The sequence below is a fragment of the Pseudomonas sp. P2S-1 genome (assembly GCF_057197725.1).
In genome coordinates this window covers 6,517,906-6,538,299 of sequence record NZ_CM170068.1, presented here as the reverse complement: position 1 = coordinate 6,538,299, position 20,394 = coordinate 6,517,906, and the positions used below count along the sequence as shown (strand labels likewise).

21 protein-coding genes are annotated in these 20,394 nt (G+C 64.2%); 16 read left to right on the top strand and 5 right to left on the bottom strand.

The annotated features are described in order from the left end of the window. Window positions 1–43 precede the first annotated feature (43 nt). The 3 genes from pvdP to AC2CQI_RS29485 all read right to left on the bottom strand — a co-directional run bounded on the left by pvdP (window position 44) and on the right by AC2CQI_RS29485 (window position 3,916). Window positions 44–1,663, bottom strand: a complete 1,620-nt coding sequence (pvdP, locus tag AC2CQI_RS29495) for a pyoverdine maturation tyrosinase PvdP (protein ID WP_075802528.1) — start codon at window positions 1,661–1,663, stop codon at window positions 44–46. 250 nt (window positions 1,664–1,913) lie between these two features. After that, the gene (locus AC2CQI_RS29490) at window positions 1,914–3,236 is read right to left on the bottom strand and encodes an ATP-binding protein (protein ID WP_484578674.1); all 1,323 of its coding nucleotides are present in this window, start codon (window positions 3,234–3,236) and stop codon (window positions 1,914–1,916) included. Next, window positions 3,233–3,916 (bottom strand): response regulator, encoded by a 684-nt coding sequence (locus AC2CQI_RS29485; RefSeq protein ID WP_075802530.1) that lies wholly within the window; start codon window positions 3,914–3,916, stop codon window positions 3,233–3,235. Before AC2CQI_RS29485 ends, AC2CQI_RS29490 begins: the two co-directional genes overlap by 4 nt. Window positions 3,917–4,084: 168 nt before the next feature. Between AC2CQI_RS29485 and dsbD the strand changes: the two genes are divergently transcribed. The 4 genes from dsbD (at window position 4,085) to AC2CQI_RS29465 (ending at window position 8,253) form a co-directional block, all read left to right on the top strand. Beyond that, a complete protein-coding gene (gene dsbD / locus AC2CQI_RS29480; protein WP_484578673.1) occupies window positions 4,085–5,797 on the top strand; it encodes a protein-disulfide reductase DsbD in 1,713 nt (570 codons plus the stop codon). Further along, entirely contained in the window at window positions 5,797–6,642 is an 846-nt protein-coding gene (locus AC2CQI_RS29475) for a TlpA family protein disulfide reductase (RefSeq protein ID WP_484578672.1), read from the top strand. Before dsbD ends, AC2CQI_RS29475 begins: the two co-directional genes overlap by 1 nt. Beyond that, on the top strand, window positions 6,639–7,397 hold the full coding sequence (gene dsbG / locus AC2CQI_RS29470) for a thiol:disulfide interchange protein DsbG (RefSeq protein WP_484578671.1): 759 nt from the start codon (window positions 6,639–6,641) through the stop codon (window positions 7,395–7,397). Before AC2CQI_RS29475 ends, dsbG begins: the two co-directional genes overlap by 4 nt. Window positions 7,398–7,707: 310 nt before the next feature. Then, complete coding sequence (locus AC2CQI_RS29465; RefSeq protein WP_075802533.1) at window positions 7,708–8,253, top strand: RNA polymerase factor sigma-70; 546 nt, start codon at window positions 7,708–7,710, stop codon at window positions 8,251–8,253. 24 nt (window positions 8,254–8,277) lie between these two features. Here AC2CQI_RS29465 and AC2CQI_RS29460 read toward each other — a convergent pair whose 3' ends face one another. Then, window positions 8,278–9,030, bottom strand: coding sequence for a substrate-binding periplasmic protein (locus AC2CQI_RS29460; protein WP_484580684.1), 753 nt, complete (start codon window positions 9,028–9,030; stop codon window positions 8,278–8,280). A 222-nt stretch (window positions 9,031–9,252) separates the two neighbouring features. Here AC2CQI_RS29460 and AC2CQI_RS29455 point away from each other — a divergent pair, with 222 nt between their 5' ends. Together AC2CQI_RS29455 and ppnP are read left to right on the top strand one after the other, a co-directional pair. Continuing rightward, window positions 9,253–9,804, top strand: coding sequence for a 3'-5' exonuclease (locus AC2CQI_RS29455; RefSeq protein WP_075802535.1), 552 nt, complete (start codon window positions 9,253–9,255; stop codon window positions 9,802–9,804). A gap of 74 nt (window positions 9,805–9,878) precedes the next feature. Next, window positions 9,879–10,163 (top strand): pyrimidine/purine nucleoside phosphorylase, encoded by a 285-nt coding sequence (ppnP, locus tag AC2CQI_RS29450; RefSeq protein ID WP_009396232.1) that lies wholly within the window; start codon window positions 9,879–9,881, stop codon window positions 10,161–10,163. A 105-nt stretch (window positions 10,164–10,268) separates the two neighbouring features. Here ppnP and AC2CQI_RS29445 read toward each other — a convergent pair whose 3' ends face one another. Continuing rightward, the gene (locus AC2CQI_RS29445; RefSeq protein WP_484578670.1) at window positions 10,269–10,958 is read right to left on the bottom strand and encodes an alpha/beta family hydrolase; all 690 of its coding nucleotides are present in this window, start codon (window positions 10,956–10,958) and stop codon (window positions 10,269–10,271) included. A gap of 49 nt (window positions 10,959–11,007) precedes the next feature. Here AC2CQI_RS29445 and ccoN (AC2CQI_RS29440) point away from each other — a divergent pair, with 49 nt between their 5' ends. The 10 genes from ccoN (AC2CQI_RS29440) to AC2CQI_RS29395 all read left to right on the top strand — a co-directional run bounded on the left by ccoN (AC2CQI_RS29440) (window position 11,008) and on the right by AC2CQI_RS29395 (window position 20,245). After that, complete coding sequence (gene ccoN / locus AC2CQI_RS29440) at window positions 11,008–12,432, top strand: cytochrome-c oxidase, cbb3-type subunit I (protein ID WP_075802537.1); 1,425 nt, start codon at window positions 11,008–11,010, stop codon at window positions 12,430–12,432. A 10-nt stretch (window positions 12,433–12,442) separates the two neighbouring features. Next, window positions 12,443–13,051, top strand: coding sequence for a cytochrome-c oxidase, cbb3-type subunit II (gene ccoO / locus AC2CQI_RS29435; protein WP_075802538.1), 609 nt, complete (start codon window positions 12,443–12,445; stop codon window positions 13,049–13,051). A 6-nt stretch (window positions 13,052–13,057) separates the two neighbouring features. Continuing rightward, window positions 13,058–13,255 (top strand): cbb3-type cytochrome oxidase subunit 3, encoded by a 198-nt coding sequence (locus AC2CQI_RS29430; protein WP_075802539.1) that lies wholly within the window; start codon window positions 13,058–13,060, stop codon window positions 13,253–13,255. Beyond that, window positions 13,252–14,187: a cytochrome-c oxidase, cbb3-type subunit III gene (ccoP, locus tag AC2CQI_RS29425; RefSeq protein ID WP_075802540.1), complete on the top strand. Its 936-nt coding sequence runs from the start codon at window positions 13,252–13,254 to the stop codon at window positions 14,185–14,187. The genes AC2CQI_RS29430 and ccoP (AC2CQI_RS29425) overlap by 4 nt, the downstream gene beginning before the upstream one ends. 492 nt (window positions 14,188–14,679) lie before the next feature. After that, window positions 14,680–16,122, top strand: coding sequence for a cytochrome-c oxidase, cbb3-type subunit I (gene ccoN, locus AC2CQI_RS29420; protein ID WP_484578669.1), 1,443 nt, complete (start codon window positions 14,680–14,682; stop codon window positions 16,120–16,122). After that, a complete protein-coding gene (gene ccoO / locus AC2CQI_RS29415; protein ID WP_075802542.1) occupies window positions 16,122–16,730 on the top strand; it encodes a cytochrome-c oxidase, cbb3-type subunit II in 609 nt (202 codons plus the stop codon). The genes ccoN (AC2CQI_RS29420) and ccoO (AC2CQI_RS29415) overlap by 1 nt, the downstream gene beginning before the upstream one ends. A 5-nt stretch (window positions 16,731–16,735) precedes the next feature. Then, window positions 16,736–16,933: a CcoQ/FixQ family Cbb3-type cytochrome c oxidase assembly chaperone gene (locus AC2CQI_RS29410; RefSeq protein WP_009396218.1), complete on the top strand. Its 198-nt coding sequence runs from the start codon at window positions 16,736–16,738 to the stop codon at window positions 16,931–16,933. Beyond that, on the top strand, window positions 16,930–17,910 hold the full coding sequence (ccoP, locus tag AC2CQI_RS29405) for a cytochrome-c oxidase, cbb3-type subunit III (RefSeq protein ID WP_484578668.1): 981 nt from the start codon (window positions 16,930–16,932) through the stop codon (window positions 17,908–17,910). The genes AC2CQI_RS29410 and ccoP (AC2CQI_RS29405) overlap by 4 nt, the downstream gene beginning before the upstream one ends. 364 nt (window positions 17,911–18,274) lie before the next feature. Then, complete coding sequence (gene ccoG / locus AC2CQI_RS29400; protein ID WP_484578667.1) at window positions 18,275–19,693, top strand: cytochrome c oxidase accessory protein CcoG; 1,419 nt, start codon at window positions 18,275–18,277, stop codon at window positions 19,691–19,693. Window positions 19,694–19,705: 12 nt separating this feature from the next. After that, window positions 19,706–20,245: a FixH family protein gene (locus AC2CQI_RS29395; protein ID WP_484578666.1), complete on the top strand. Its 540-nt coding sequence runs from the start codon at window positions 19,706–19,708 to the stop codon at window positions 20,243–20,245. The last annotated feature ends 149 nt before the right edge of the window (window positions 20,246–20,394 follow it).

Sequence of the window (20,394 nt, the reverse complement as noted above, 5' to 3'; positions counted from 1 at the left end):
ATGCACCGGACCTGTGGGAGCTGGCTTGCCAGCGATGAGGCCCTCAGGCAATTCCCTTCATCGACAGGTGCCGCGCATACCACGGCCGCTGCGGCACGCGCTTGAACAGCGGCTCCAGCAGGTCATCCTTGGCAAACACGATACGCAGCGCCAGCTTCATGGTCTCGATATCCATCTCCACCGACTTGCCCGGCAGCAGCCCCGGCGTGGTGCTGCAGCCGTGGGTATCCGGCCCCAGCCAGGGGTCGTCCACCTCGTTCCAGCGCCCCGGCGCGAACCAGTCCACACCACTGACCTGCAACCGCTGCACCTGCCCCGGATTGTGCCGCTCATGGGCGCGGTACCAGTCGTCGATACGGTCGTCGATCCAGCCATGGAAGCCCCAGAACACCGGGTTCACATGGGACGAGAAAGGATCACCGAGAAAGTCGTTTTCCGGCTCGTACCAACGCGCGGCGAAGTCCGCCGGATCGCGGGCGAACGGCACCGGTGCACCATTGGACGGATCACGCGGCACCGACGCCCAGCACATGTGCAGCCAGTCGTGCAGGTTCATCTCCAGCTCCGAGCCCAACTGGCCGAGGGTCATCTTCGACAGGTAGTGCGGGTCCTGGTACTGCGATTCCCAGACCTGGAAGTTGGAGCAGAAGGTCTCCTGCGCCTTGATCGCCGCAACCCACTGGGTGTAGTCGCTGTCGCCCGGCGCACGCCAGGTCGGCGGCACGCTGTAGCCGTCGTGGTTGTCGAAGTAGCGGGCAAAGCCATGGCGGTCATATTCCACGTTCGGCTGCGGCAGGGGGAAATGCGCCCAGGACTCGAGCGGCTGGATCCTGCGCGCGGCGTTGAGCATATGCCGGTGCATGAACAGGAAGTCCACACCCGAGCCATTGCGGTGCTTCTTCGGCCCCCGGGCATCGCGCTCCTTGTCCCTCGGCCCGGGCTGCCAGCCGAGGCCGCGCAGGGCACCATGACGCTCTTCGGAGAGGCGATGCCATTTGTCCCGGGTCGCGTGCCAGAGCTGGTGGAACAGGCGATGTTCGGCGCTGATCAGCCAGGCGTGCATTTCCGGGGTATAGGCGATGCGCTCGCGGGCCTCGGGGAACATCCGCTTGACCGCGACGAAATGGCTGTCCTGCAAGGGCAGCGCCAGGGAGCGGTCGAGGCGCTGCATGCGCCCGGTCAGGGTGCCGCTGCCGGCGTTGCCGTATTCGCCCCAGACCTCGTCGAGGGTGGCGATGCACTCGAAGCCGGGGCCGCCCTGGTTGCTCAGCAGACGCCAGCGCACCTCGGCGGTAGAGGCGCCGACCAGGTCGCCAAGCACGCGGTACATGGCCGGGCCGGGTTGTTCGAGGTTGTCCCGGGTGCCCAGCACGCCGCGCAGGCCACGGCCCTTGGCAGCGATGTCGAGGTAGAGCTGGATGCCGTCGCGGGGCAGACCGGGCAGGCCGCCGTCGGCGCCGGTGAAGCGGATATCCCAGACGCCGCGCAACTGGTTGCCCAGTTGCTGGCCGGCGATATCGGCCAGCTCGACGCTGGCTTCGCCAGGGGTGACGATGTCGTCCTCGGGGTCATGGGTCAGCTTCTGATGGGCGTAGTAGACGGCCGGCACCGCCGCACCCGTCACCGCCAGACCTGCCAGGAACCCTCGCCGCGATATCGTCATTCCCCACCCGTGTCAGCCATGGAAACTGCTTATGTCCAAGCTAGAACGTTGGGTTGGCAAAGAAATTTAGGCAGAAAGACCGAATAGTGAATGCACCACAAAACCCTGTGGGAGCTGCGGTGCGGCGATCCGACTTGCCGGCGATGAGGCCAGACCAGGCAACATCATTGCCCTTGCCGGCCCTATCGCTGGCAAGTCGGATCGCCGCACCGCAGCTCCCACAGGGGCCAGTCCCACAGGGAGATCCGGGTCAGGCAGAGGCCTTGAGTGGCATCCTCAGCAACACCCGCAGCCCGTCGCTGCGGCTGTCGAAGTTCAGCGAGCAGGCACAGCGCTGGACGATGGCCTGGACGATCGCCAGCCCCAGCCCACTGCCCTCGCTCTGCCCATTGCGCCAGAAACGCTGGGTCAGGTGTTGCAGGTCCTGCTCGGGGATCCCCGGTCCATGGTCACGAACCAGGAAGCCGACACCCTCCTCTTCCACCCGCACCTCCAGCTCCACCGGCGCCTCGCCGCTGCTATGGCGCAAGGCGTTGTCCAGCAGGTTGCGCAACGCCGCCACCGCCAGCGCCCCGGGCATGTCCAGCAGGGCCTTGCCCGCCTGCGCCGGGGCGTTGAGGACGATACGCCGGTCATCACCGGTATCCTGGATCGCCTGCCGCGCCACCTGGTCGGCACTGCACTGCACGCCATCATCGAACGACAGGCTGCCCTCGACCCGCGCCAGCAACAGCAACTGCTCCAGGGTCCGGTGCAGGCGATCGGCGCCCTCCTCGGCATGCGCCAGGGCCTGCTCGCGCACCCGCCCGTCAGTCATCCGCGCCACCTGAAGGTGGGTCTTGATCGCCGTCAGCGGGCTGCGCAGCTCGTGGGCCGCATCGCCGGTCAGGCGCCGCTCGCGTTCGATGGTCTGACCGATCCGCAGGAACAGCTGGTTCTGGGTATCCAGCAAGGGCTGCAACTCGCTGGGCACCGCCTTGATCTGCAACGGTTCCACCGAGTCCGGACTACGCCGGCGCAGGGCCTCGCGCATCCAGTTCAGCGGCGCCAGGCCCTTGCCGATGCCGATCCAGAGCAGACCGAGACTGCCGAGCAAGGCCACCAGCACCGGCGCCGAAGCGGCCAGCAGGATCGAACGGTTGAGCGCCTCGCGCTCCAGATGGCGATCCGCCGTGGTGATGCGGATATCGCCATGGGCAAAGGTAAAACTGCGCCAGCGCGCACCGTCGATGATCTGGTCGTGGAAACCGCCGCGACCGTCGTCCATATGCTGGTCGGCGTTCTGATGACTGCGGGCAAGGATCTCCCCGCGCAAGGAGGTAACCTGGCAGGCCATGCCGTCCGGCACGCTGAGCTGGTCGGCGCTGAGGTGGGTGCCGTCGCCCTTGCTGGTCAGGGGTTGCGGCAACTGGTCGATCAGCCCGGCGACCATGCGCGCCGAGGCGACCAGGCGCTGGTCGAGGGAAAACATCATCTGCTGGCGCAGGTCACGGAGCATCCAGGCCGCGGCCAGGGCCCAGATCAGGACGAAGGCGGTGCCGAGGATCAGGCTCAGGCGCAGGCGCAGGCTCATTGCCCGGACTCCTCGGGCAGCCGCGCGGGGCCGAGGCGATAGCCAAGGCCCCGCACGGTCTCGACGATGCCATTGCCCAGCTTGCGCCGCAGATGGTGGATATGCACGTTGAGGGCGTTGCTTTCCACCTCGTCGCCGAAGCCGTAGACGCTGTCCTTGAGCTGCTCGCTGGACAGCACCCGCCCCGGGTTGTTGAGCAGGGCCTGGAGCAGCGCCTGTTCACGGCGGGACAGGTCCACCGGCTGGCCGCCGAGGCTGGCGTCGCAACTGCTCGGGTCGAAACTCAGCGGACCGTGCTCGATGATGTTCACGCAGCGCCCGGCGCTACGCCGCACCAGGGTGTGCAGACGCGCCGCCAGTTCACGCAGGTCGAAGGGCTTGAGCAGGTAATCGTCGGCCCCCGCCTGCAGACCATCGACCCGGTCGGTCACCGCGTCGCGGGCGGTGAGGATCAGCACCGGCAGGCTGTGGCCCTGCTGGCGCAGGCGCTGCAGCAGTTTCAGGCCGTCTTCGTCGGGCAGGCCGAGGTCGAGCACCATCACGTCGAAATGCGCGGCCTGGAGCATGGCCCGCGCCGCGCTGGCGTTGGCCACGCGGTCCACGTTCAGGCCCTGGGCGCTCAGGCCGGCAATGATGCCGCTGGCGATCAGGTCGTCGTCTTCACAGAGCAGTACATGCATGGGCGCGCTTCGGTCACGGAAAGAGGAAAGCCTGCATTGGGCCTGAGCAGGATTAACCGGGGATTATGCCCTGCCCCGCAGGCCCCGTCGCCTGCCGGCCGACGGCTTAACAATGGGTTAATCCATGGGGGGCAGCCTTGGCCACTCATGAAATTGCAAGGCTTCGACATGCGTGCATTGATCCTGGCGCTTCTCTGCCTGTTCAGCTCCCTGAGCCTGGCGCAGAACTTCGCCAACCCCTTCGCCCAGAGCGACTTCCTGCCGGTGGAAAAGGCCTTCGTCTTTACCAGCGAACGCCTGCCGTCCGGCGAGACCCGCCTGCACTGGACGATCACCAAGGATTACTACCTCTATCAGAAGCGCCTGAAATTCGATGGCCTGACCCCGGAGCAAATCCCGCAACTGCCTCCCGCCGTCGATCACCATGATGAGTTCTTCGGCGACCAGCCGGTGTATCGCGGCGCCCTCGAACTGATCATCCCCGCCTCGGCCCAGGGCACCCTGCGCATAGGCTGGCAGGGCTGCGCCGATGCCGGGCTGTGCTACCCGCCGCAGACCTCGGTGGTCGAACTTGGCGGCACGGCCAAAAGCGCCACCCAGGCCGACGACCAGGCCCTGGCCGGGACCCTGCAACAGGGCCAGTTGGCCTGGGGCCTGCTGGTGTTCTTCGGCCTCGGCCTGCTACTGGCGTTCACCCCCTGCTCGCTGCCGATGCTGCCGATCCTCGCCGGGCTGGTGATGGGCAACAACGTCAGCAGCCGGCGCGGCTGGGTCCTGGCTGGCACCTACGTGCTGAGCATGGCGCTGGTGTATGCCGCCCTCGGGGTGATCGCCGCGCTGCTCGGTGCCAACCTCCAGGCCTGGCTGCAACAGCCGTGGTTGCTGGGCAGCCTGGCAGCGCTGTTCGTGTTGCTGGCCCTGCCGATGTTCGGTGCCTTCGAACTGCAATTGCCGATGTTCCTGCGCGATCGCCTGGAGCGTGCCGGCAGCAAGACCCGCGGCGGCAACCTGGCCGGCGCGGCCCTGCTCGGCGCGCTGTCCGGTTTGCTCATGGGCCCGTGCATGACCGCGCCACTGGCCGGTGCCCTGCTGTATATCGCCCAGAGTGGCAATGCCGTGCACGGCGGCCTGGTGCTGTTCAGCCTCGGCCTGGGCATGGGCCTGCCGCTGTTGCTGCTGGTCACCGTGGGCAATCGCTACCTGCCGCGCCCCGGGGCCTGGATGAACCTGGTCAAGGGCCTGTTCGGCTTCGTCTTCCTCGGCATGGCCCTGTACACCCTGCGCGTGGTCCTGGCACCGAGCCTGTGGCTGGCCCTGGCCGGCGCCTGGCTGCTGGCCCTGGCCTGGAGCGCCTGGCCGGCCTTGAAGCGCTTCCGTGCGCTGCAGCCGGTGATGCTGATCGCCGGGTTGTGGGGCGTGCTGGCGCTGGCCGGTGCCGCCGGTGGCGGTAGCGATCCGTGGCGCCCGCTGGCGCCGTTCAGCGGCGGCGGCACCCCGCTCGTGGCCCACGAAGACGCCTTCACCACGGTCAGCACCCCGCAGGCCTTGCAGGCCGAACTGGACGCCGCGCGCAGCCAGGGCCAATGGGTGTTCCTCGACTACTATGCGGACTGGTGCGTGTCGTGCAAGGTCATGGAGAAGCAGGTCTTCACCCGCCCTGACGTCCTCGCGGCCCTGGCCGGGGTCCGCCTGGTGCGCCTGGACGTAACCGCCGACGCCGCCCCCGCCCGCGAGCTGCTCAAGCGTTACCAGGTCCCGGGCCCACCGAGCATGCTGTGGATCGGCCCCGACGGCGAAGAGCGCCGCGCCCGGCGTATCGTCGGTGAAGTGGACGCGACCACCTTCCTGCAACACTGGAACGCCACCCGGAGCGAAGGCTGATGCTGACGGTGAATATCGGCCCGATCGCCGTGGCCCTCGACCACCTGCTGCTCCTGCTGGCCCTGGGCCTGGCGACCCTGGTCGGCTGGCGCGTGGCCAGGCGCGGTGGCGATAACCCCGAGTCGTCGCTGTTCAACCTGTTCATCCTCGGCCTGCTCTGCGCGCGGATCGGTTTCGTCATCGCCTACTGGCCGCTGTACCGCGACGACCTGCTGCAGATCGTCGATATCCGCGATGGCGGCTTCCTGCCCTGGGTCGGCCTGCTGACCGTGGTGCTCGGGGCGATCTGGGCCGGCTGGCGCAGGCCGGCACGCCGCAAGCCGCTGGGCTGGGGCCTGGCCAGCGGCGCGCTGTTCTGGATCCTCGCAAGCTGGGCCAGCCACCTGTACGAACAGGGCACGCAACTGCCCCACCTCACGCTGAAGAATGCCCAGGGCCAGGAAGTGGCGCTGGACAGCCATCGCGGCAAGCCGCTGGTGATCAATATCTGGGCCACCTGGTGCCCGCCGTGCCGGCGCGAGATGCCGGTGCTGCAACAGGCCCAGCACGAGTACCCGGACGTCACCTTCCTGTTCGTCAACCAGGGCGAGACGCCGCAGATCGTCACCAACTTCCTCGCCACCACCGGGCTGAACCTGTCCCACGTACTGTTCGACGCCGGTGGCCGGCTGGCCAGCGCGGTCGGCTCGATGGCCCTGCCCACCACGCTGTTCTACGACGCCGACGGACGCCTGGTGGGCAGCCACCTGGGCGAACTGTCCAGGGCCAGCCTGCACCATGCGTTGCAGTCCCTCGACGAGGACCTGCGCCGTGCCCCCACACCCGCAACAAGGAATGCACCATGAGGATCCCCCTGTACCTGAGCCTGGCCGCCGGCCTGATCGCCAGCCCGCTGGTCGTCGCCGAAGAACTGCCCGCCGCCGTGCGCCAGATCGAAGCCAAGGGCGCCAAGGTCGTCGGCAGTTTCGATGCGCCCAACGGCATGAAGGGTTATGCCGCGCAGTTCCGCAACCAGGGCGTGGCCATCTACCTGACTGCGGACGGCAAGCACGCGCTGGTGGGCAGCCTGTTCGACGAGCAGGGCCAGGACCTCAGCGAGCCGCAACTGGAAAAGCTGGTCTACGCGCCGATGGCCAAGGAGGTCTGGGCGAAGATGGAAAAGGCCGCCTGGATTGCCGACGGCAAGGCCGAGGCGCCGCGCATCGTCTACCTGTTCAGCGACCCCAACTGCCCGTACTGCAACATGTTCTGGGAGCAGGCGCGGCCCTGGGTCGAGTCGGGCAAGGTGCAACTGCGCCATATCATGGTCGGCATCATCCGCGCCGACAGCCCTGGCAAGTCCGCCGCCCTGCTCGCCGCCAAGGACCCGCAAAAGGCCCTGCTGGAGCATGAAAAGGCCGGCAAGGCGAGCACCCTCAAGGCGCTGGACAAGGTGCCCGCCGAGGTCCAGGCCAAGCTCGACGCCAACCAGGCGCTGATGGACGAGCTGGGCCTGTCCGCCACCCCGGCGATCTTCTATCTCGACGAGCAGCAGCGCCTGCAACAACAGCAAGGCGCGCCGCGTCCGGAATTGCTGGGCAAGATCCTCGGCAAGCGCTGAGACCGTCCTCCCGCCCGGAGCGAATTCAGCCCGCGCTCCGGGTTGCTTGACCGCCCATTGTGGCGGTCTTTTTTTGCCTGTGCGGCAGACCCCGATTCGTCATTTGCCTGTGCGATAAGGAAAGCCTTCCCCTGCCTGAGCGGCCCGATTCATGCGGCGCATCACAGACCGGGCCTTAGATCCAAATCGCAGGACGTCTCATCTACTTTCGCATTTGACAATAATTATCATTAATACTAGTTTGTCGCACGTCGCAGCGAATGGTCCCGTAAGGCCATTCGCTATCCACTTAGAGAAAAGGTGATTTTCCATGGCGGAACAACTATCCACAGGTAAGTGCGATTCACCGTTACTCCAAGCGTTCGTCGACAATCGCGGCATCCTCGTCAAGATCGCAGCCCGCATCACCGGCTGTCGCTCGCGGGCAGAGGACGTCGTCCAGGACGCTTTCTTTCGCCTCAATTCCGCGCCGCAGATCACCTCGTCGTTCAAGGCACAGCTGAGCTACCTGTTCCAGATCGTGCGCAACCTGGCCATCGACCATTACCGCAAGCAGGCGATGGAGATGAAGTATTCGGGAAGTGAAGAAGAAGGCTTGAACGTGGTGGTCCAGGGCGCTTCGCCCGAGGCCGCACATATCAACTTCGCCACCCTCGAGCACATTGCCGACGCGCTCACCGAACTGCCGCCACGTACCCGCTATGCCTTCGAGATGTACCGCCTGCACGGTGTGCCACAGAAGGATATCGCCAAGGAACTCGGCGTCTCGCCGACCCTGGTCAACTTCATGATCCGTGATGCCCTGGTGCATTGCCGCAAGGTCTCCAGCGCGCGCAGCGCCGGCCTGCCCCACTGATACCGCCAGGTGAGCCGGCACCGCTCAATGGGTATGCGGGCCGATCACCTGGATCTGGTACGGCTGGAAAATCCTCAGCAACTCGCCGCTTGCCCGCAACTGCTCCAGCAGCGCAGCGAACTCCTCGCCGCTGATCTTCGCCTGCGGGCGCAACAGCGCGTAATGGTGATAGACCTGATCGATGCGCTCCGAGGCCAGCAGCTCGGCGACGCTGCCCGGGTTGCGCTTCATGTAGTCACTCAGGTACGAGCGGGTAACCAGGGCGATATCGGCGCGATCGCGCTGGACCATCAGCAGATTGCTGTCGTGGGAATAGGTCAGGGTGGCGTTGTAGGTGGTGGCGAGATAGCGCGGGTCGGGATTGAAGTTGGCAAAGGCGTAGTGGTAACCGCTGAACAGGGCCAAGCGCTTGCCCTTCAGGTCTTCGAAGTAATGCTGGTCGCGTCCCTCGGAACGGTGGGTGACGAAGACTTCGGCATCTTCCAGGCCCATGTCGACGCTGACATGCTTGATGTTCTGCCAGCCCCAGTCGGGGTTCTCGAAGATCGCCATGTCCACCCGCCCCTGCTCGAAATCGCGAAAGCGCCGCGGAATCGAAGTGGGCACGAGCACGAAATGGAAGCGGTCCTGGGCCTTGTTCAACGCTTCGGCCAGTTGCGGCAACAGGCCGGTGTCGGCGCCCTGTTCGGGGCGCACGGTATACGGCGGGAAGTGCGCCGCGCCGATCCTGATGTCGACGCTTTCCACAGCGAAAGCCGCGTCTGCCTGCCAGGTCAGGAAAAGACACAGCAACGAAGGCAATACCCGTGGTATTGGCGCAAGAATCAAGGCAACACTCTCAAGGATTTCCAACCTGAATCTGACTAAGCTAGGTGTTTTCCCGGGGTAGCACAACCCGGGACAAGCGCCATTTTCGCGCACTGGGGGCAAAATGCCATGGGATACCGGCGACGGCCGGGTTTGGCTACGCTTGAGCCTCTACCTGTCAGGGAAACAATTATGGGCCATTGGTTGGTGATCGACCTGGAAGCCACCACCGACGACGGCGGTTGGCCGCTCACGGAAATGGAAGTGATCGAAATCGGCGCGAGCCTGGTCAATCGGGAAGGACGCGAGGTGGATCATTTCCAGCGCTTCGTCAAACCGCGGCGGCGTCCGCAACTGACGCCGTTCTGCCGGCAGTTGACCCACATCACCCAGGCCAACGTCGACAGTGCGGCGCCCTTCGCCGAGGTCTGGGGCCAGTTCGAGCGCTGGCTCGGCAACTACCAGCCGCGCCTGGAGGGCTGGACCAGCTGGGGCGACTACGACCGCAAGCAATTGCTGCAGGAATGGCAGGCCAATGGCATCGACAGCCTGCTGGCCCACGTGACGCATCTCAACCTCAAGCAGCGCTTCGCCAAGGCCCGCCACCTGAGCCGGCCGCTGGGGTTGAATGGTGCGCTGCAACTGGCTGGATTGCAGTTTCACGGGCAGCAGCATCGTGCCCTTGAGGATGCGCGCAACACCGCGCGTTTGCTGCCGCTGACCCTGCCGTTGCAGGGCACCTGAAAGCGGATGACGGGACCACGGGGGTTGGGCATACTGGCCGGCCTTTTTGGTCCCTTTCTTTTCAGGAGTCGCCCATGTTCAAAGTCAACGAGTACTTCGATGGCACGGTCAAATCCATCGCCTTCACCGGCGCTGAAGGTCCGGCCACTATCGGCGTCATGGCCCCGGGCGAATACGAGTTCGGCACTGCCCAGCGTGAAATCATGCACGTGGTCTCCGGCGCCCTGACCGTCAAGCTGCCGGACAGCGACAACTGGGAAACCTTCTCCGCCGGCAGCCAGTTCAATGTCCCGGCCAATGCCAAGTTCCAGCTGAAGGTCGCGGTGGATACCGCTTACCTGTGCGAGTACCGCGACTGACTCAGCGGCTTGCACAAGTCCCTGTGGGAGCTGGCTTGCCAGCGATAGGGCCCGAATCCTTGCCGGCCTCATCGCTGGCAAGCCAGCTCCCACAGGGTTCTCGGCTCACTTCAGGAATTGTGCAACCCGCTCTGCCGCCGTCTGCAAATGCCCGGAATGAGTAAACCCTGAAGCCTTCAACGGCTTGAGGTCATGGTCCCCCGCCTCCAGCCAGCACAGCTCGATCGCCGGCGACAGTTCATAGCCTTGCACCGTCTCCCGGTTGCCCAGCGCATCCCGCGTACCCTGGACAATAAGCGTCGGCGTCTTCAGCCCGGCCAGGTGCGCCACCCTTGGCTTCTCCGGCTTGCCCGCCGCATAGAACGGATACCCCAGACACACCAGCCCGTCCGCACCCAGCTCATCCGCCAGCAAACTGGCCATGCGCCCACCCATGGACTTGCCGCCAATCGCCAGCGGCCCAGCGACCAATGGTCGCACCTCCTGCCACACCTCCCGCCAGCACCCCAGCAAAACCGCCTGCGGATTCGGCGGCCTTTTGCCACCACTGAGCCGCCGTTCAGCCATGTACGGAAACTCGAAGCGCAGCACGCCAACCCCTTGCCCGGCAAGCCTTTGCGCCATGTCCTCCATGAACCCGCTGTCCATCGGCGCACCCGCCCCGTGGGCCAGGATCAGGCACCCGCGCACGCCGCCATCTGCCTGATTTTGCGGGGCATTCCATAGCCACCCCCGCACGTTCGCCCTGTTCGCCAGTTGATCCCCGTCAATACCGGCGATCTGCCCATTAATCATGCTTGCCTCGCTGTCTAGCCTGCCTATAACCGTGGATGGGAACCCATACATGAACACAACCAGCAGTACCGCCTACAACTACAAGGTGGTCCGCCAATTCGCCATTATGACGGTGATATGGGGAATCGTCGGGATGGGGCTCGGCGTTTTCATCGCCGCTCAACTCGCCTGGCCCGCCCTTAACTTCGACCTTCCCTGGACCAGCTTCGGGCGCCTGCGCCCGCTGCATACCAACGCGGTGATCTTCGCCTTCGGTGGTTGCGCGCTGTTCGCCAGTTCGTACTACTCGGTCCAGCGTACCTGCCAGACCACCCTGTTCGCGCCCAAGCTCGCGGCGTTCACGTTCTGGGGCTGGCAACTGGTGATCCTGCTCGCCGCCATCACCTTGCCGCTGGGCTACACCAGCTCCAAGGAATACGCCGAGCTGGAATGGCCGATCGACATCCTCATCACCATCGTCTGGGTGGCCTATGCCGTGGTGTTCTTCGGTACGCTGATCAAGCGCAATACCAAGCACATCTACGTCGGCAACTGGTTCTTCGGCGGGTTCATCCTGACCGTGGCGATGCTGCACATCGTCAACAACCTGGAACTGCCGGTCAGCCTGACCAAGTCCTACTCGCTGTACAGCGGCGCCACCGATGCCATGGTCCAGTGGTGGTACGGCCACAACGCCGTGGGCTTCTTCCTCACCGCCGGCTTCCTCGGGATGATGTACTACTTCGTGCCGAAACAGGCCGAACGTCCGGTGTATTCGTATCGCCTGTCGATCGTGCACTTCTGGGCGCTGATCACCCTGTACATCTGGGCCGGTCCGCACCACCTGCACTACACCGCCCTGCCCGACTGGGCCCAGTCCCTCGGCATGATCATGTCCCTGGTGCTGCTGGCGCCAAGCTGGGGCGGCATGATCAACGGCATGATGACCCTCTCCGGTGCCTGGCATAAGCTGCGCTCCGACCCGATCCTGCGTTTCCTGGTCGTGTCCCTGGCGTTCTACGGCATGTCGACCTTCGAGGGTCCGATGATGGCCATCAAGACCGTCAACGCCCTGTCCCACTACACCGACTGGACCATCGGCCACGTACACGCCGGTGCCCTCGGCTGGGTGGCGATGATCTCCATCGGCGCCCTGTACCACATGATTCCGAAAGTCTTCGGCCGCGCCCAGATGCACAGCATCGGCCTGATCAACGCGCACTTCTGGCTCGCCACCATCGGCACCGTGCTCTACATCGCCTCGATGTGGGTCAACGGTATCGCCCAGGGCCTGATGTGGCGTGCAGTCAACGCCGACGGCACCCTGACCTACTCGTTCGTGGAAACCCTGGTGGCCAGCCACCCCGGCTTCATCGTGCGCTTCGTCGGCGGTGCGATCTTCCTGACCGGCATGCTGCTGATGGCCTGGAACACCTGGCGCACCGTGCGTGCTCCAGCCCAGGCAACCGCAGACGCTTCCGCGCAGCTGGCCTGAGGAGTACGAGATGAAACACGAAGCCATTGAAAAGAACGTCTTCCTGCTGGTCCTGCTGATGGTGTTCGCCGTGAGCATCGGCGGCCTGACCCAGATCGTTCCGCTGTTCTTCCAGGACGTCACCAACAAGCCGGTGGAAGGCATGAAGCCCTACACCGCGCTGCAACTGGAAGGCCGCGATATCTACATTCGCGAAGGCTGCGTCGGCTGCCACTCGCAGATGATCCGTCCGTTCCGCGCCGAAACCGAGCGCTATGGCCACTACTCGGTCGCCGGTGAAAGCGTCTGGGACCACCCGTTCCTGTGGGGCTCCAAGCGTACCGGTCCTGACCTGGCCCGCGTGGGCGGCCGCTACTCCGACGACTGGCACCGTGCGCACCTGTACAACCCGCGCAACGTGGTACCGGAATCGAAGATGCCGTCGTACCCATGGCTGGTTGCCCAGCCAGTGGATACCAGCCACACCGAAGCCAAGATCAAGGCCATGCGCACCCTCGGCGTGCCGTACACCGACGACGACATCAGCGGTGCCGTCGCCTCGGTCAAGGGCAAGACCGAAATGGACGCCCTGGTCGCCTACCTCCAGGTGCTTGGCACCGCGATCAAGAACAAGAGGTAAGCAACCATGGAATTCAGCCTGGATATCGGCCAGTTGCGCGGCCTCGGCACCCTGATCGTGGCAATCGCCTTCATCGGCCTGTCGCTGTGGGTGTTCAACCGCCGCCGTGACCGCGAATTCGCCGAAGCGAGCCTGCTGCCCTTCGCCGATGAACGCCTGCCCAACGCCGAACAAGAAAACGCCACGAGGAGTAATCGGCAATGACCACCTTCTGGAGTACGTATATCAGCGTACTGACCATCGGTAGCCTGATCGGCCTGACCTGGTTGCTGCTGTCCACCCGCAAGGGCGAGACACCCGGCAGCACGGACCAGACCATGGGTCACGCCTTCGATGGCATCGAGGAGTACGACAACCCGCTGCCGCGCTGGTGGTTCTGGCTGTTCGTCGGCACCCTGGTGTTCGCCGCCGGCTACCTGGTGCTCTACCCGGGCCTGGGCAACTGGAAAGGCCTCCTGCCCGGCTATGAAAATGGCTGGACCGGCGCCAACGAATGGCAGAAAGAGATGGAGCGCGCCGACGCCAAGTACGGGCCGATCTTCGCCAAGTTCGCCGCCATGCCGGTGGAAGAAGTGGCCAAGGACCCGCAAGCGCTGAAGATGGGCGGTCGTCTGTTCGCCTCCAACTGCTCGGTGTGTCACGGTTCCGACGCCAAGGGTTCCTACGGCTTCCCCAACCTGACCGACAAGGACTGGCGCTGGGGCGGCGAGCCGGAAACCATCAAGACCTCGATCATGCTCGGGCGTCATGGTGTGATGCCGGCCTGGTCGGAAGTCATCGGTGAGCAGGGCGTGGCCGACGTGGCCGCCTTCGTCCTGACCAGACTGGATGGCCGCAGCGTGCCGGAAGGCACCAAGGCTGACCCGGCCAATGGCGAGAAGATCTTCGCCGCCAACTGCGTGGCCTGCCACGGTGCAGAAGGCAAGGGTACTCCAGCGATGGGCGCACCTGACCTGACCCACCCGCAAGCCTTCATCTACGGCTCGAGCTTCGCCCAGTTGCAGCAGACCATCCGTTACGGCCGCCAGGGCCAGATGCCTGCCCAGCAGGACATCCAGGGCAACGACAAGGTCCACTTGCTGGCCGCGTACGTCTACAGCCTTTCGCAGGAAGGCGACAAGACTTCTGCACAGTAAGACTTCAATCCATCTGAGGATTGACTGAAACCGCCGCATCCGACCCGGATGCGGCGGTTTTTTTTGCTGCTGCGACAGAGTGTCGCACCCCTCCGGCGTACCGCCTTGCACCCCCTCCGAACGGGACTAAGCTTGTTGCCTCATGCGGCTTCAGGCGATGTCGGCCCTACACCCCTGTTGGGTAATCTCACTTCGCCACACCCGCGCAAAGGCCGATGGCTCTTTGCTTTCCCCTATTTTTCGCAGGGAGAAAGCGCGGATTGTCGGCAGGTTTCCAAGCCTTGTTGAGCGTGCAATCCACAATAAAAATGGTGCACATAAATAATTGATTATTGTGTACAATTTGCGCGGTAGTTGGGTCGGAAGGGCCGGAACAAAGGCCCGGGAGAGCCGTGGGACGGTACCCCTTGCGTTGCAATACCCACACTCCCTGTAGATACTTGCGCCGATTTCTCTACCTACAAAAACACCTAAAAACCGTGGAACCTTAGAATGAGCACAGCAATCAGTCCGACTGCTTATAACTATAAGGTCGTCCGCCAGTTCGCCATCATGACGGTGGTCTGGGGGATCCTTGGCATGGGCCTCGGTGTCTTCATCGCCTCGCAACTGGTCTGGCCGCACCTGAACCTTGACCTGCCGTGGACGAGCTTTGGACGCCTGCGCCCCCTGCACACCAACCTGGTGATCTTTGCCTTCGGTGGTTGTGCACTGTTCGCCACTTCCTACTATGTCGTGCAGCGAACCTGCCAGACCCGACTGATCTCCGACAGCATGGCGGCCTTCACCTTCTGGGGTTGGCAAGCGGTCATCGTCGGTGCGCTGATCACCCTGCCCATGGGCTACACCACCACCAAGGAATACGCCGAGCTGGAATGGCCCCTCGCCATTTTGCTGGCCATCGTCTGGGTGACCTACGCGGTTGTATTCTTCGGCACCATCGTAAAGCGCAAGACCAAGCACATCTATGTCGGCAACTGGTTCTACGGTGCCTTCATCCTGGTCACCGCGATGCTGCACATCGTCAACCACATCTCGCTGCCGGTGAGCTTCTTCAAGTCGTACTCGGCCTATGCCGGCGCCACCGACGCGATGATCCAGTGGTGGTACGGGCACAACGCCGTGGGCTTCTTCCTGACCACCGGCTTCCTCGGCATGATGTACTACTTCGTACCGAAGCAGGCCGAGCGTCCGATCTACTCCTACCGCCTGTCCATCGTGCACTTCTGGGCGCTGATCACCCTGTACATCTGGGCAGGTCCGCACCACCTGCACTACACCGCCCTGCCGGACTGGGCCCAGTCCCTCGGCATGGTGATGTCGATCATCCTCCTGGCCCCGAGCTGGGGCGGCATGATCAACGGCATGATGACCCTCTCCGGCGCCTGGCATAAGCTGCGCACCGACCCGATTCTGCGCTTCCTCGTGGTGTCCCTGGCGTTCTACGGCATGTCGACCTTCGAAGGCCCGATGATGGCGATCAAGACCGTCAACTCGCTGTCCCACTACACCGACTGGACCATCGGCCACGTGCACGCCGGCGCCCTCGGCTGGGTCGCGATGATCTCCATCGGCGCCGTGTACCACATGATTCCGAAACTCTACGGTCGCGCGCAGATGCACAGCGTCGGCCTGATCAACGCGCACTTCTGGCTCGCCACCATCGGCACCGTGCTCTACATCGCCTCGATGTGGGTCAACGGCATCACCCAGGGCCTGATGTGGCGTGCGATCAACGATGACGGCACCCTCACCTACTCCTTCGTCGAAGCGCTGCAAGCCAGCCATCCGGGCTACATCGTCCGCGCCCTGGGCGGTGCGTTCTTCGCCTCGGGCATGCTGCTGATGGCCTGGAACGTCCTGCGCACCGTGCGCGAGTCGAAACCGGCCGAAGCGGCAGCCGCCGAACAGATCGTCGTCGTGGGAGCGCACTGATGAAGCACGAAGTAGTCGAGAAGAATATTGGCCTGCTGGCCTTCTTCATGGTCATCGCCGTGAGCATCGGCGGCCTGACCCAGATCGTTCCGCTGTTCTTCCAGGACGTCACCAACAAGCCGGTCGAGGGCATGAAGCCGCGTACCGCGCTGGAGCTGGAAGGCCGCGACGTGTACATCCGCGAAGGCTGCGTCGGCTGCCACTCACAGATGATCCGTCCGTTCCGCGCCGAGACCGAGCGTTACGGCCACTACTCGGTGGCCGGTGAAAGCGTCTGGGACCACCCGTTCCTCTGGGGTTCCAAGCGTACCGGTCCGGACCTGGCGCGGGTCGGCGGTCGTTACTCCGATGACTGGCACCGTGCGCACCTGTACAACCCGCGCAACGTGGTGCCCGAGTCGAAGATGCCGGCCTATCCATGGCTGGTGGAAAACAAGCTCGACGGCAAGGACACCGCGAAGAAGATGGAAGTCCTGCGCACCCTCGGCACCCCGTACACCGACGCCGACATTGCCGGCGCCCGTGACGCGGTCAAGGGCAAGACGGAAATGGACGCCCTGGTCGCGTACCTCCAGGGTCTTGGCACCATCATCAAAAGCAAACGGTGACTGCGATGGATATCGGGATGATTCGTGGCCTGGGCACCGTCGTGGTGATGGTGGCCTTCGTGGGCCTGGCGTTGTGGGTGTTCAGTTCTCGGCGCAAGTCCGAGTTCGACGAAGCGACCATGCTGCCCTTCGCGGATGATCCCGAGGCCAGCAAGCACGTCGAGCAAGCGCAAGAGAAAGCGTCTAGGAGTAACAACGAATGACTACCTTCTGGAGTCTGTACGTCACCGTTCTGAGTCTGGGCACCATCTTTGCCCTGACCTGGCTGCTGCTCTCCACCCGCAAGGGCCAGCGCAGCGAAACCACCGAGGAAACCGTCGGCCATTCCTTCGACGGCATCGAGGAATACGACAACCCGCTGCCGAAGTGGTGGTTCATGCTGTTCGTCGGCACCATCATCTTCGCCCTGGGTTACCTGGCGCTGTACCCGGGCCTGGGCAACTGGAAAGGCATCCTGCCGGGCTACCAGTACCTGGATACCGAGAAGCAAGTGCAGTTCGCCAACGGCCAGGCCGGCTGGACCGGCGTGCACGAGTGGGAAAAGGAAATGGCCCGGGCTGATGCCAGGTTCGGTCCGATCTTCGCCAAATTCGCGGCCATGCCAATCGAAGAAGTGGCGAAGGACCCGCAAGCGCTGAAGATGGGTGGCCGCCTGTTCGCTTCGAACTGCTCGGTCTGCCACGGCTCCGACGCCAAGGGTTCCTACGGCTTCCCCAACCTCACCGACAACGACTGGCGCTGGGGCGGCGAGCCGGAAACCATCAAGCAGACCATCATGGCCGGCCGTCACGGCGTGATGCCGGCCTGGGCCGAAGTGATCGGCGAGCAGGGCGTGGCGGATGTCGCCGCGTTCGTGCTGACCAACCTCGATGGCCGCACCCTGCCGGAAGGCACCAAGGCCGACCCGGCGGCCGGGCAGAAGATCTTCGCGGCCAACTGCGTGGCTTGCCATGGTCCGCAGGGCAAAGGCACGCCGGCCATGGGCGCGCCTGACCTGACCCACCCGCAGGCGTTCATCTACGGTTCCAGCTTCGCCCAGCTGCAGCAGACCATCCGTTACGGCCGTCAGGGCCAGATGCCGGCGCAGCAGGAAATCCAGGGCAACGACAAGGTCCACCTGCTGGCGGCCTATGTCTACAGCCTGTCGCACAAGGATGAGAAGCCGGCCGAGGCGCAGTAAGGCCCGGCGGTAGACAAGGCCCCGTCAGTGCAGGCTGGTGGGGCCTTTTTTCTTGGCGGGTGGATGCAGTGGTGTTCTTCAGGGCCCTATCGCTGGCAAGCCAGCTCCCACAGGGTGGTGCGACGCGGTCACTGTGGGAGCTGGCTTGCCAGCGATGAGGCCCGAAAGAACACCCTCAATTGACCTGCATCAATTGACATCGCCAATACACCATTGCCCGCCCCAAACCAACGCGACCTAAGGTCGCACCCGCGCCCCGGGGCCCCTGCACAGGCGTATGATGCGGGCCAGAGCAGCAACACTTCTGACTGCGGTTGGCATGCACTGGCCGCGGCATTTTTCCACTGCCGTGGGACTGTAAACGATGAGCAAACAGATTCCTGTACAAGACATCACCCCACCCGCCAAGAATAAAAAAGACACTGGCGTCGACCTCTACGCCGCCCGGGAAAAAATCTACACCCGGGCCTTCACCGGTATCTTCCGCAACCTGCGCATGGCCGGTGGCGCCCTGCTCTTCCTTCTCTATTTCGGCACCGTCTGGCTCAACTGGGGCGGGCACCAGGCCGTCTGGTGGAACCTGCCGGAGCGCAAGTTCTACATTTTCGGCGCAACCATCTGGCCGCAGGACTTCATCCTCCTCTCCGGCATCCTGATCGTCGCCGCCTTCGGCCTGTTCTTCATCACCACCTTCGCCGGACGCATCTGGTGCGGCTACACCTGCCCGCAGAGCGTGTGGACCTGGATCTTCATGTGGTGCGAAAAGGTCACCGAAGGCGACCGCAACCAGCGCATGAAACTCGACAAGGCGCCGATGAGCGCCAACAAGCTGGTGCGCAAGTCGGCCAAGCACAGCCTGTGGCTGCTGATCGGCTTCGTCACCGGGATCACCTTCGTCGGCTACTTCGCGCCGATCCGCGAGCTGCTGGTGGACTTCTTCACCGGCGAAGCGGATGGCTGGTCGTACTTCTGGGTCGGTTTCTTCACCCTCGCCACCTACGGCAACGCCGGCTGGCTGCGCGAACAGGTGTGCATCTACATGTGCCCGTACGCGCGCTTCCAGAGCGTGATGTTCGACAAGGACACCCTGATCGTCTCGTACGACCCGCGCCGCGGCGAGACCCGTGGCCCGCGTAAAAAGGACGCGGACTACAAGGCCCAGGGCCTCGGCGACTGCATTGACTGCACCATGTGCGTCCAGGTCTGCCCGACCGGCATCGACATCCGTGACGGCCTGCAGGTCGAATGCATCGGCTGCGCCGCCTGCATCGACGCCTGCGACAACATCATGGACAAGATGAACTACCCGCGCGGGCTGATCAGCTACACCACCGAGCACAACCTGTCCGGGCAGAAGACCCACATGATCCGGCCGCGCCTGATCGGCTACCTGGTGGTGCTGCTGACCATGATCGGCCTGCTCGCCACCGCCTTCTTCATGCGCCCGCTGGTCGGTTTCGACGTCAGCAAGGACCGCGTGCTGTACCGCGAGAACGCCCAGGGCTGGATCGAGAACGTCTACAGCCTGAAGGTCATGAACAAGGACCAGCACGACCACGTCTACGTCCTCGAAGCCAAGGGCCTGCCGAACCTGCGTCTCGATGGCGCCAGGGAAATCCGTGTCGCGGCCGGCGATATCGTCAGCCTGCCGGTGCAGTTGTCGGTCTCCCCCGAGCAGTTGCCGTCGACCACCAACGAAGTCATCTTCGTGCTTCGTGACGCTGACGACAGCGGTTCCGAAGTCGAAGCCAAGAGCCGGTTCATCGGCCCGCAAATCCGTTAAGAGAGCACGCCAATGCCTGCAACGCCCACCGTTCACAGCGTCTGGTACAAGAACCTCTGGCCCTGGATCATCATCGGCATCCTCGCCACCTCGGTGACCCTGAGCCTGACCATGGTCAGCATCGCGGTGAACAACCCGGACAACCTGGTCAACGACAACTACTACGAGGCGGGCAAGGGCATCAACCGCTCGCTGGACCGCGAGCTGCTGGGGCAGACCCTGAAGCTCAAGGCCGATGTGCACCTGGACGAGGTCACTGGTGAAGTGGAACTGCGCCTGAGCGGCGACAGCCAGCCGCAGACCCTGGAGCTGAACCTGATCTCGCCGACCCAGCCGGAGAAGGACCGCAAGGTGGCGCTGACCCTGAGCGGCGAGCCGGGGCGCTACCTGGGGCAACTGGAAGACAAGGTCGAAGGCCGGCGCTTCGTCGAACTGCTGGGCGCCGAGAAGGGGCAGACCTGGCGGTTGTTCGAGGAAGAGGATGTGGCCCATGGGGTGACCCTGGTGCTGGGTGATGAAGAGCTGAAGGGAGCCGAGCATCTGGACAAGTGAAATTGTGCTGTTGCTAATGGCCTCATCGCTGGCAAGCCAGCTCCCACAGGTTTTGTGTACACCGCGAACCCTCTGGGAGCTGGCTTACACAGGTTTTGTGCACGCCACGAACCCTGTGGGAGCTGGCTTGCCAGCGATTGGGGTCACCA

What these genes read in the sequence shown, in the direction of transcription:
- AC2CQI_RS29430 (WP_075802539.1), top strand. Translation starts at nt 13,058, where the DNA reads ATGGAATTCAGCCTGGATATCGGCCAGTTGCGCGGCCTCGGCACCCTG.
- AC2CQI_RS29465 (WP_075802533.1), top strand. Translation starts at nt 7,708, where the DNA reads ATGGCGGAACAACTATCCACAGGTAAGTGCGATTCACCGTTACTCCAA.
- dsbD (WP_484578673.1), top strand. Translation starts at nt 4,085, where the DNA reads ATGCGTGCATTGATCCTGGCGCTTCTCTGCCTGTTCAGCTCCCTGAGC.
- ppnP (WP_009396232.1), top strand. Translation starts at nt 9,879, where the DNA reads ATGTTCAAAGTCAACGAGTACTTCGATGGCACGGTCAAATCCATCGCC.
- ccoN (WP_484578669.1), top strand. Translation starts at nt 14,680, where the DNA reads ATGAGCACAGCAATCAGTCCGACTGCTTATAACTATAAGGTCGTCCGC.
- AC2CQI_RS29490 (WP_484578674.1), bottom strand. Translation starts at nt 3,236, where the DNA reads ATGAGCCTGCGCCTGCGCCTGAGCCTGATCCTCGGCACCGCCTTCGTC.
- ccoO (WP_075802542.1), top strand. Translation starts at nt 16,122, where the DNA reads ATGAAGCACGAAGTAGTCGAGAAGAATATTGGCCTGCTGGCCTTCTTC.
- ccoO (WP_075802538.1), top strand. Translation starts at nt 12,443, where the DNA reads ATGAAACACGAAGCCATTGAAAAGAACGTCTTCCTGCTGGTCCTGCTG.
- AC2CQI_RS29410 (WP_009396218.1), top strand. Translation starts at nt 16,736, where the DNA reads ATGGATATCGGGATGATTCGTGGCCTGGGCACCGTCGTGGTGATGGTG.
- AC2CQI_RS29475 (WP_484578672.1), top strand. Translation starts at nt 5,797, where the DNA reads ATGCTGACGGTGAATATCGGCCCGATCGCCGTGGCCCTCGACCACCTG.
- ccoP (WP_484578668.1), top strand. Translation starts at nt 16,930, where the DNA reads ATGACTACCTTCTGGAGTCTGTACGTCACCGTTCTGAGTCTGGGCACC.
- AC2CQI_RS29395 (WP_484578666.1), top strand. Translation starts at nt 19,706, where the DNA reads ATGCCTGCAACGCCCACCGTTCACAGCGTCTGGTACAAGAACCTCTGG.
- AC2CQI_RS29455 (WP_075802535.1), top strand. Translation starts at nt 9,253, where the DNA reads ATGGGCCATTGGTTGGTGATCGACCTGGAAGCCACCACCGACGACGGC.
- pvdP (WP_075802528.1), bottom strand. Translation starts at nt 1,663, where the DNA reads ATGACGATATCGCGGCGAGGGTTCCTGGCAGGTCTGGCGGTGACGGGT.
- AC2CQI_RS29445 (WP_484578670.1), bottom strand. Translation starts at nt 10,958, where the DNA reads ATGATTAATGGGCAGATCGCCGGTATTGACGGGGATCAACTGGCGAAC.
- ccoG (WP_484578667.1), top strand. Translation starts at nt 18,275, where the DNA reads ATGAGCAAACAGATTCCTGTACAAGACATCACCCCACCCGCCAAGAAT.
- ccoN (WP_075802537.1), top strand. Translation starts at nt 11,008, where the DNA reads ATGAACACAACCAGCAGTACCGCCTACAACTACAAGGTGGTCCGCCAA.
- dsbG (WP_484578671.1), top strand. Translation starts at nt 6,639, where the DNA reads ATGAGGATCCCCCTGTACCTGAGCCTGGCCGCCGGCCTGATCGCCAGC.
- AC2CQI_RS29485 (WP_075802530.1), bottom strand. Translation starts at nt 3,916, where the DNA reads ATGCATGTACTGCTCTGTGAAGACGACGACCTGATCGCCAGCGGCATC.
- ccoP (WP_075802540.1), top strand. Translation starts at nt 13,252, where the DNA reads ATGACCACCTTCTGGAGTACGTATATCAGCGTACTGACCATCGGTAGC.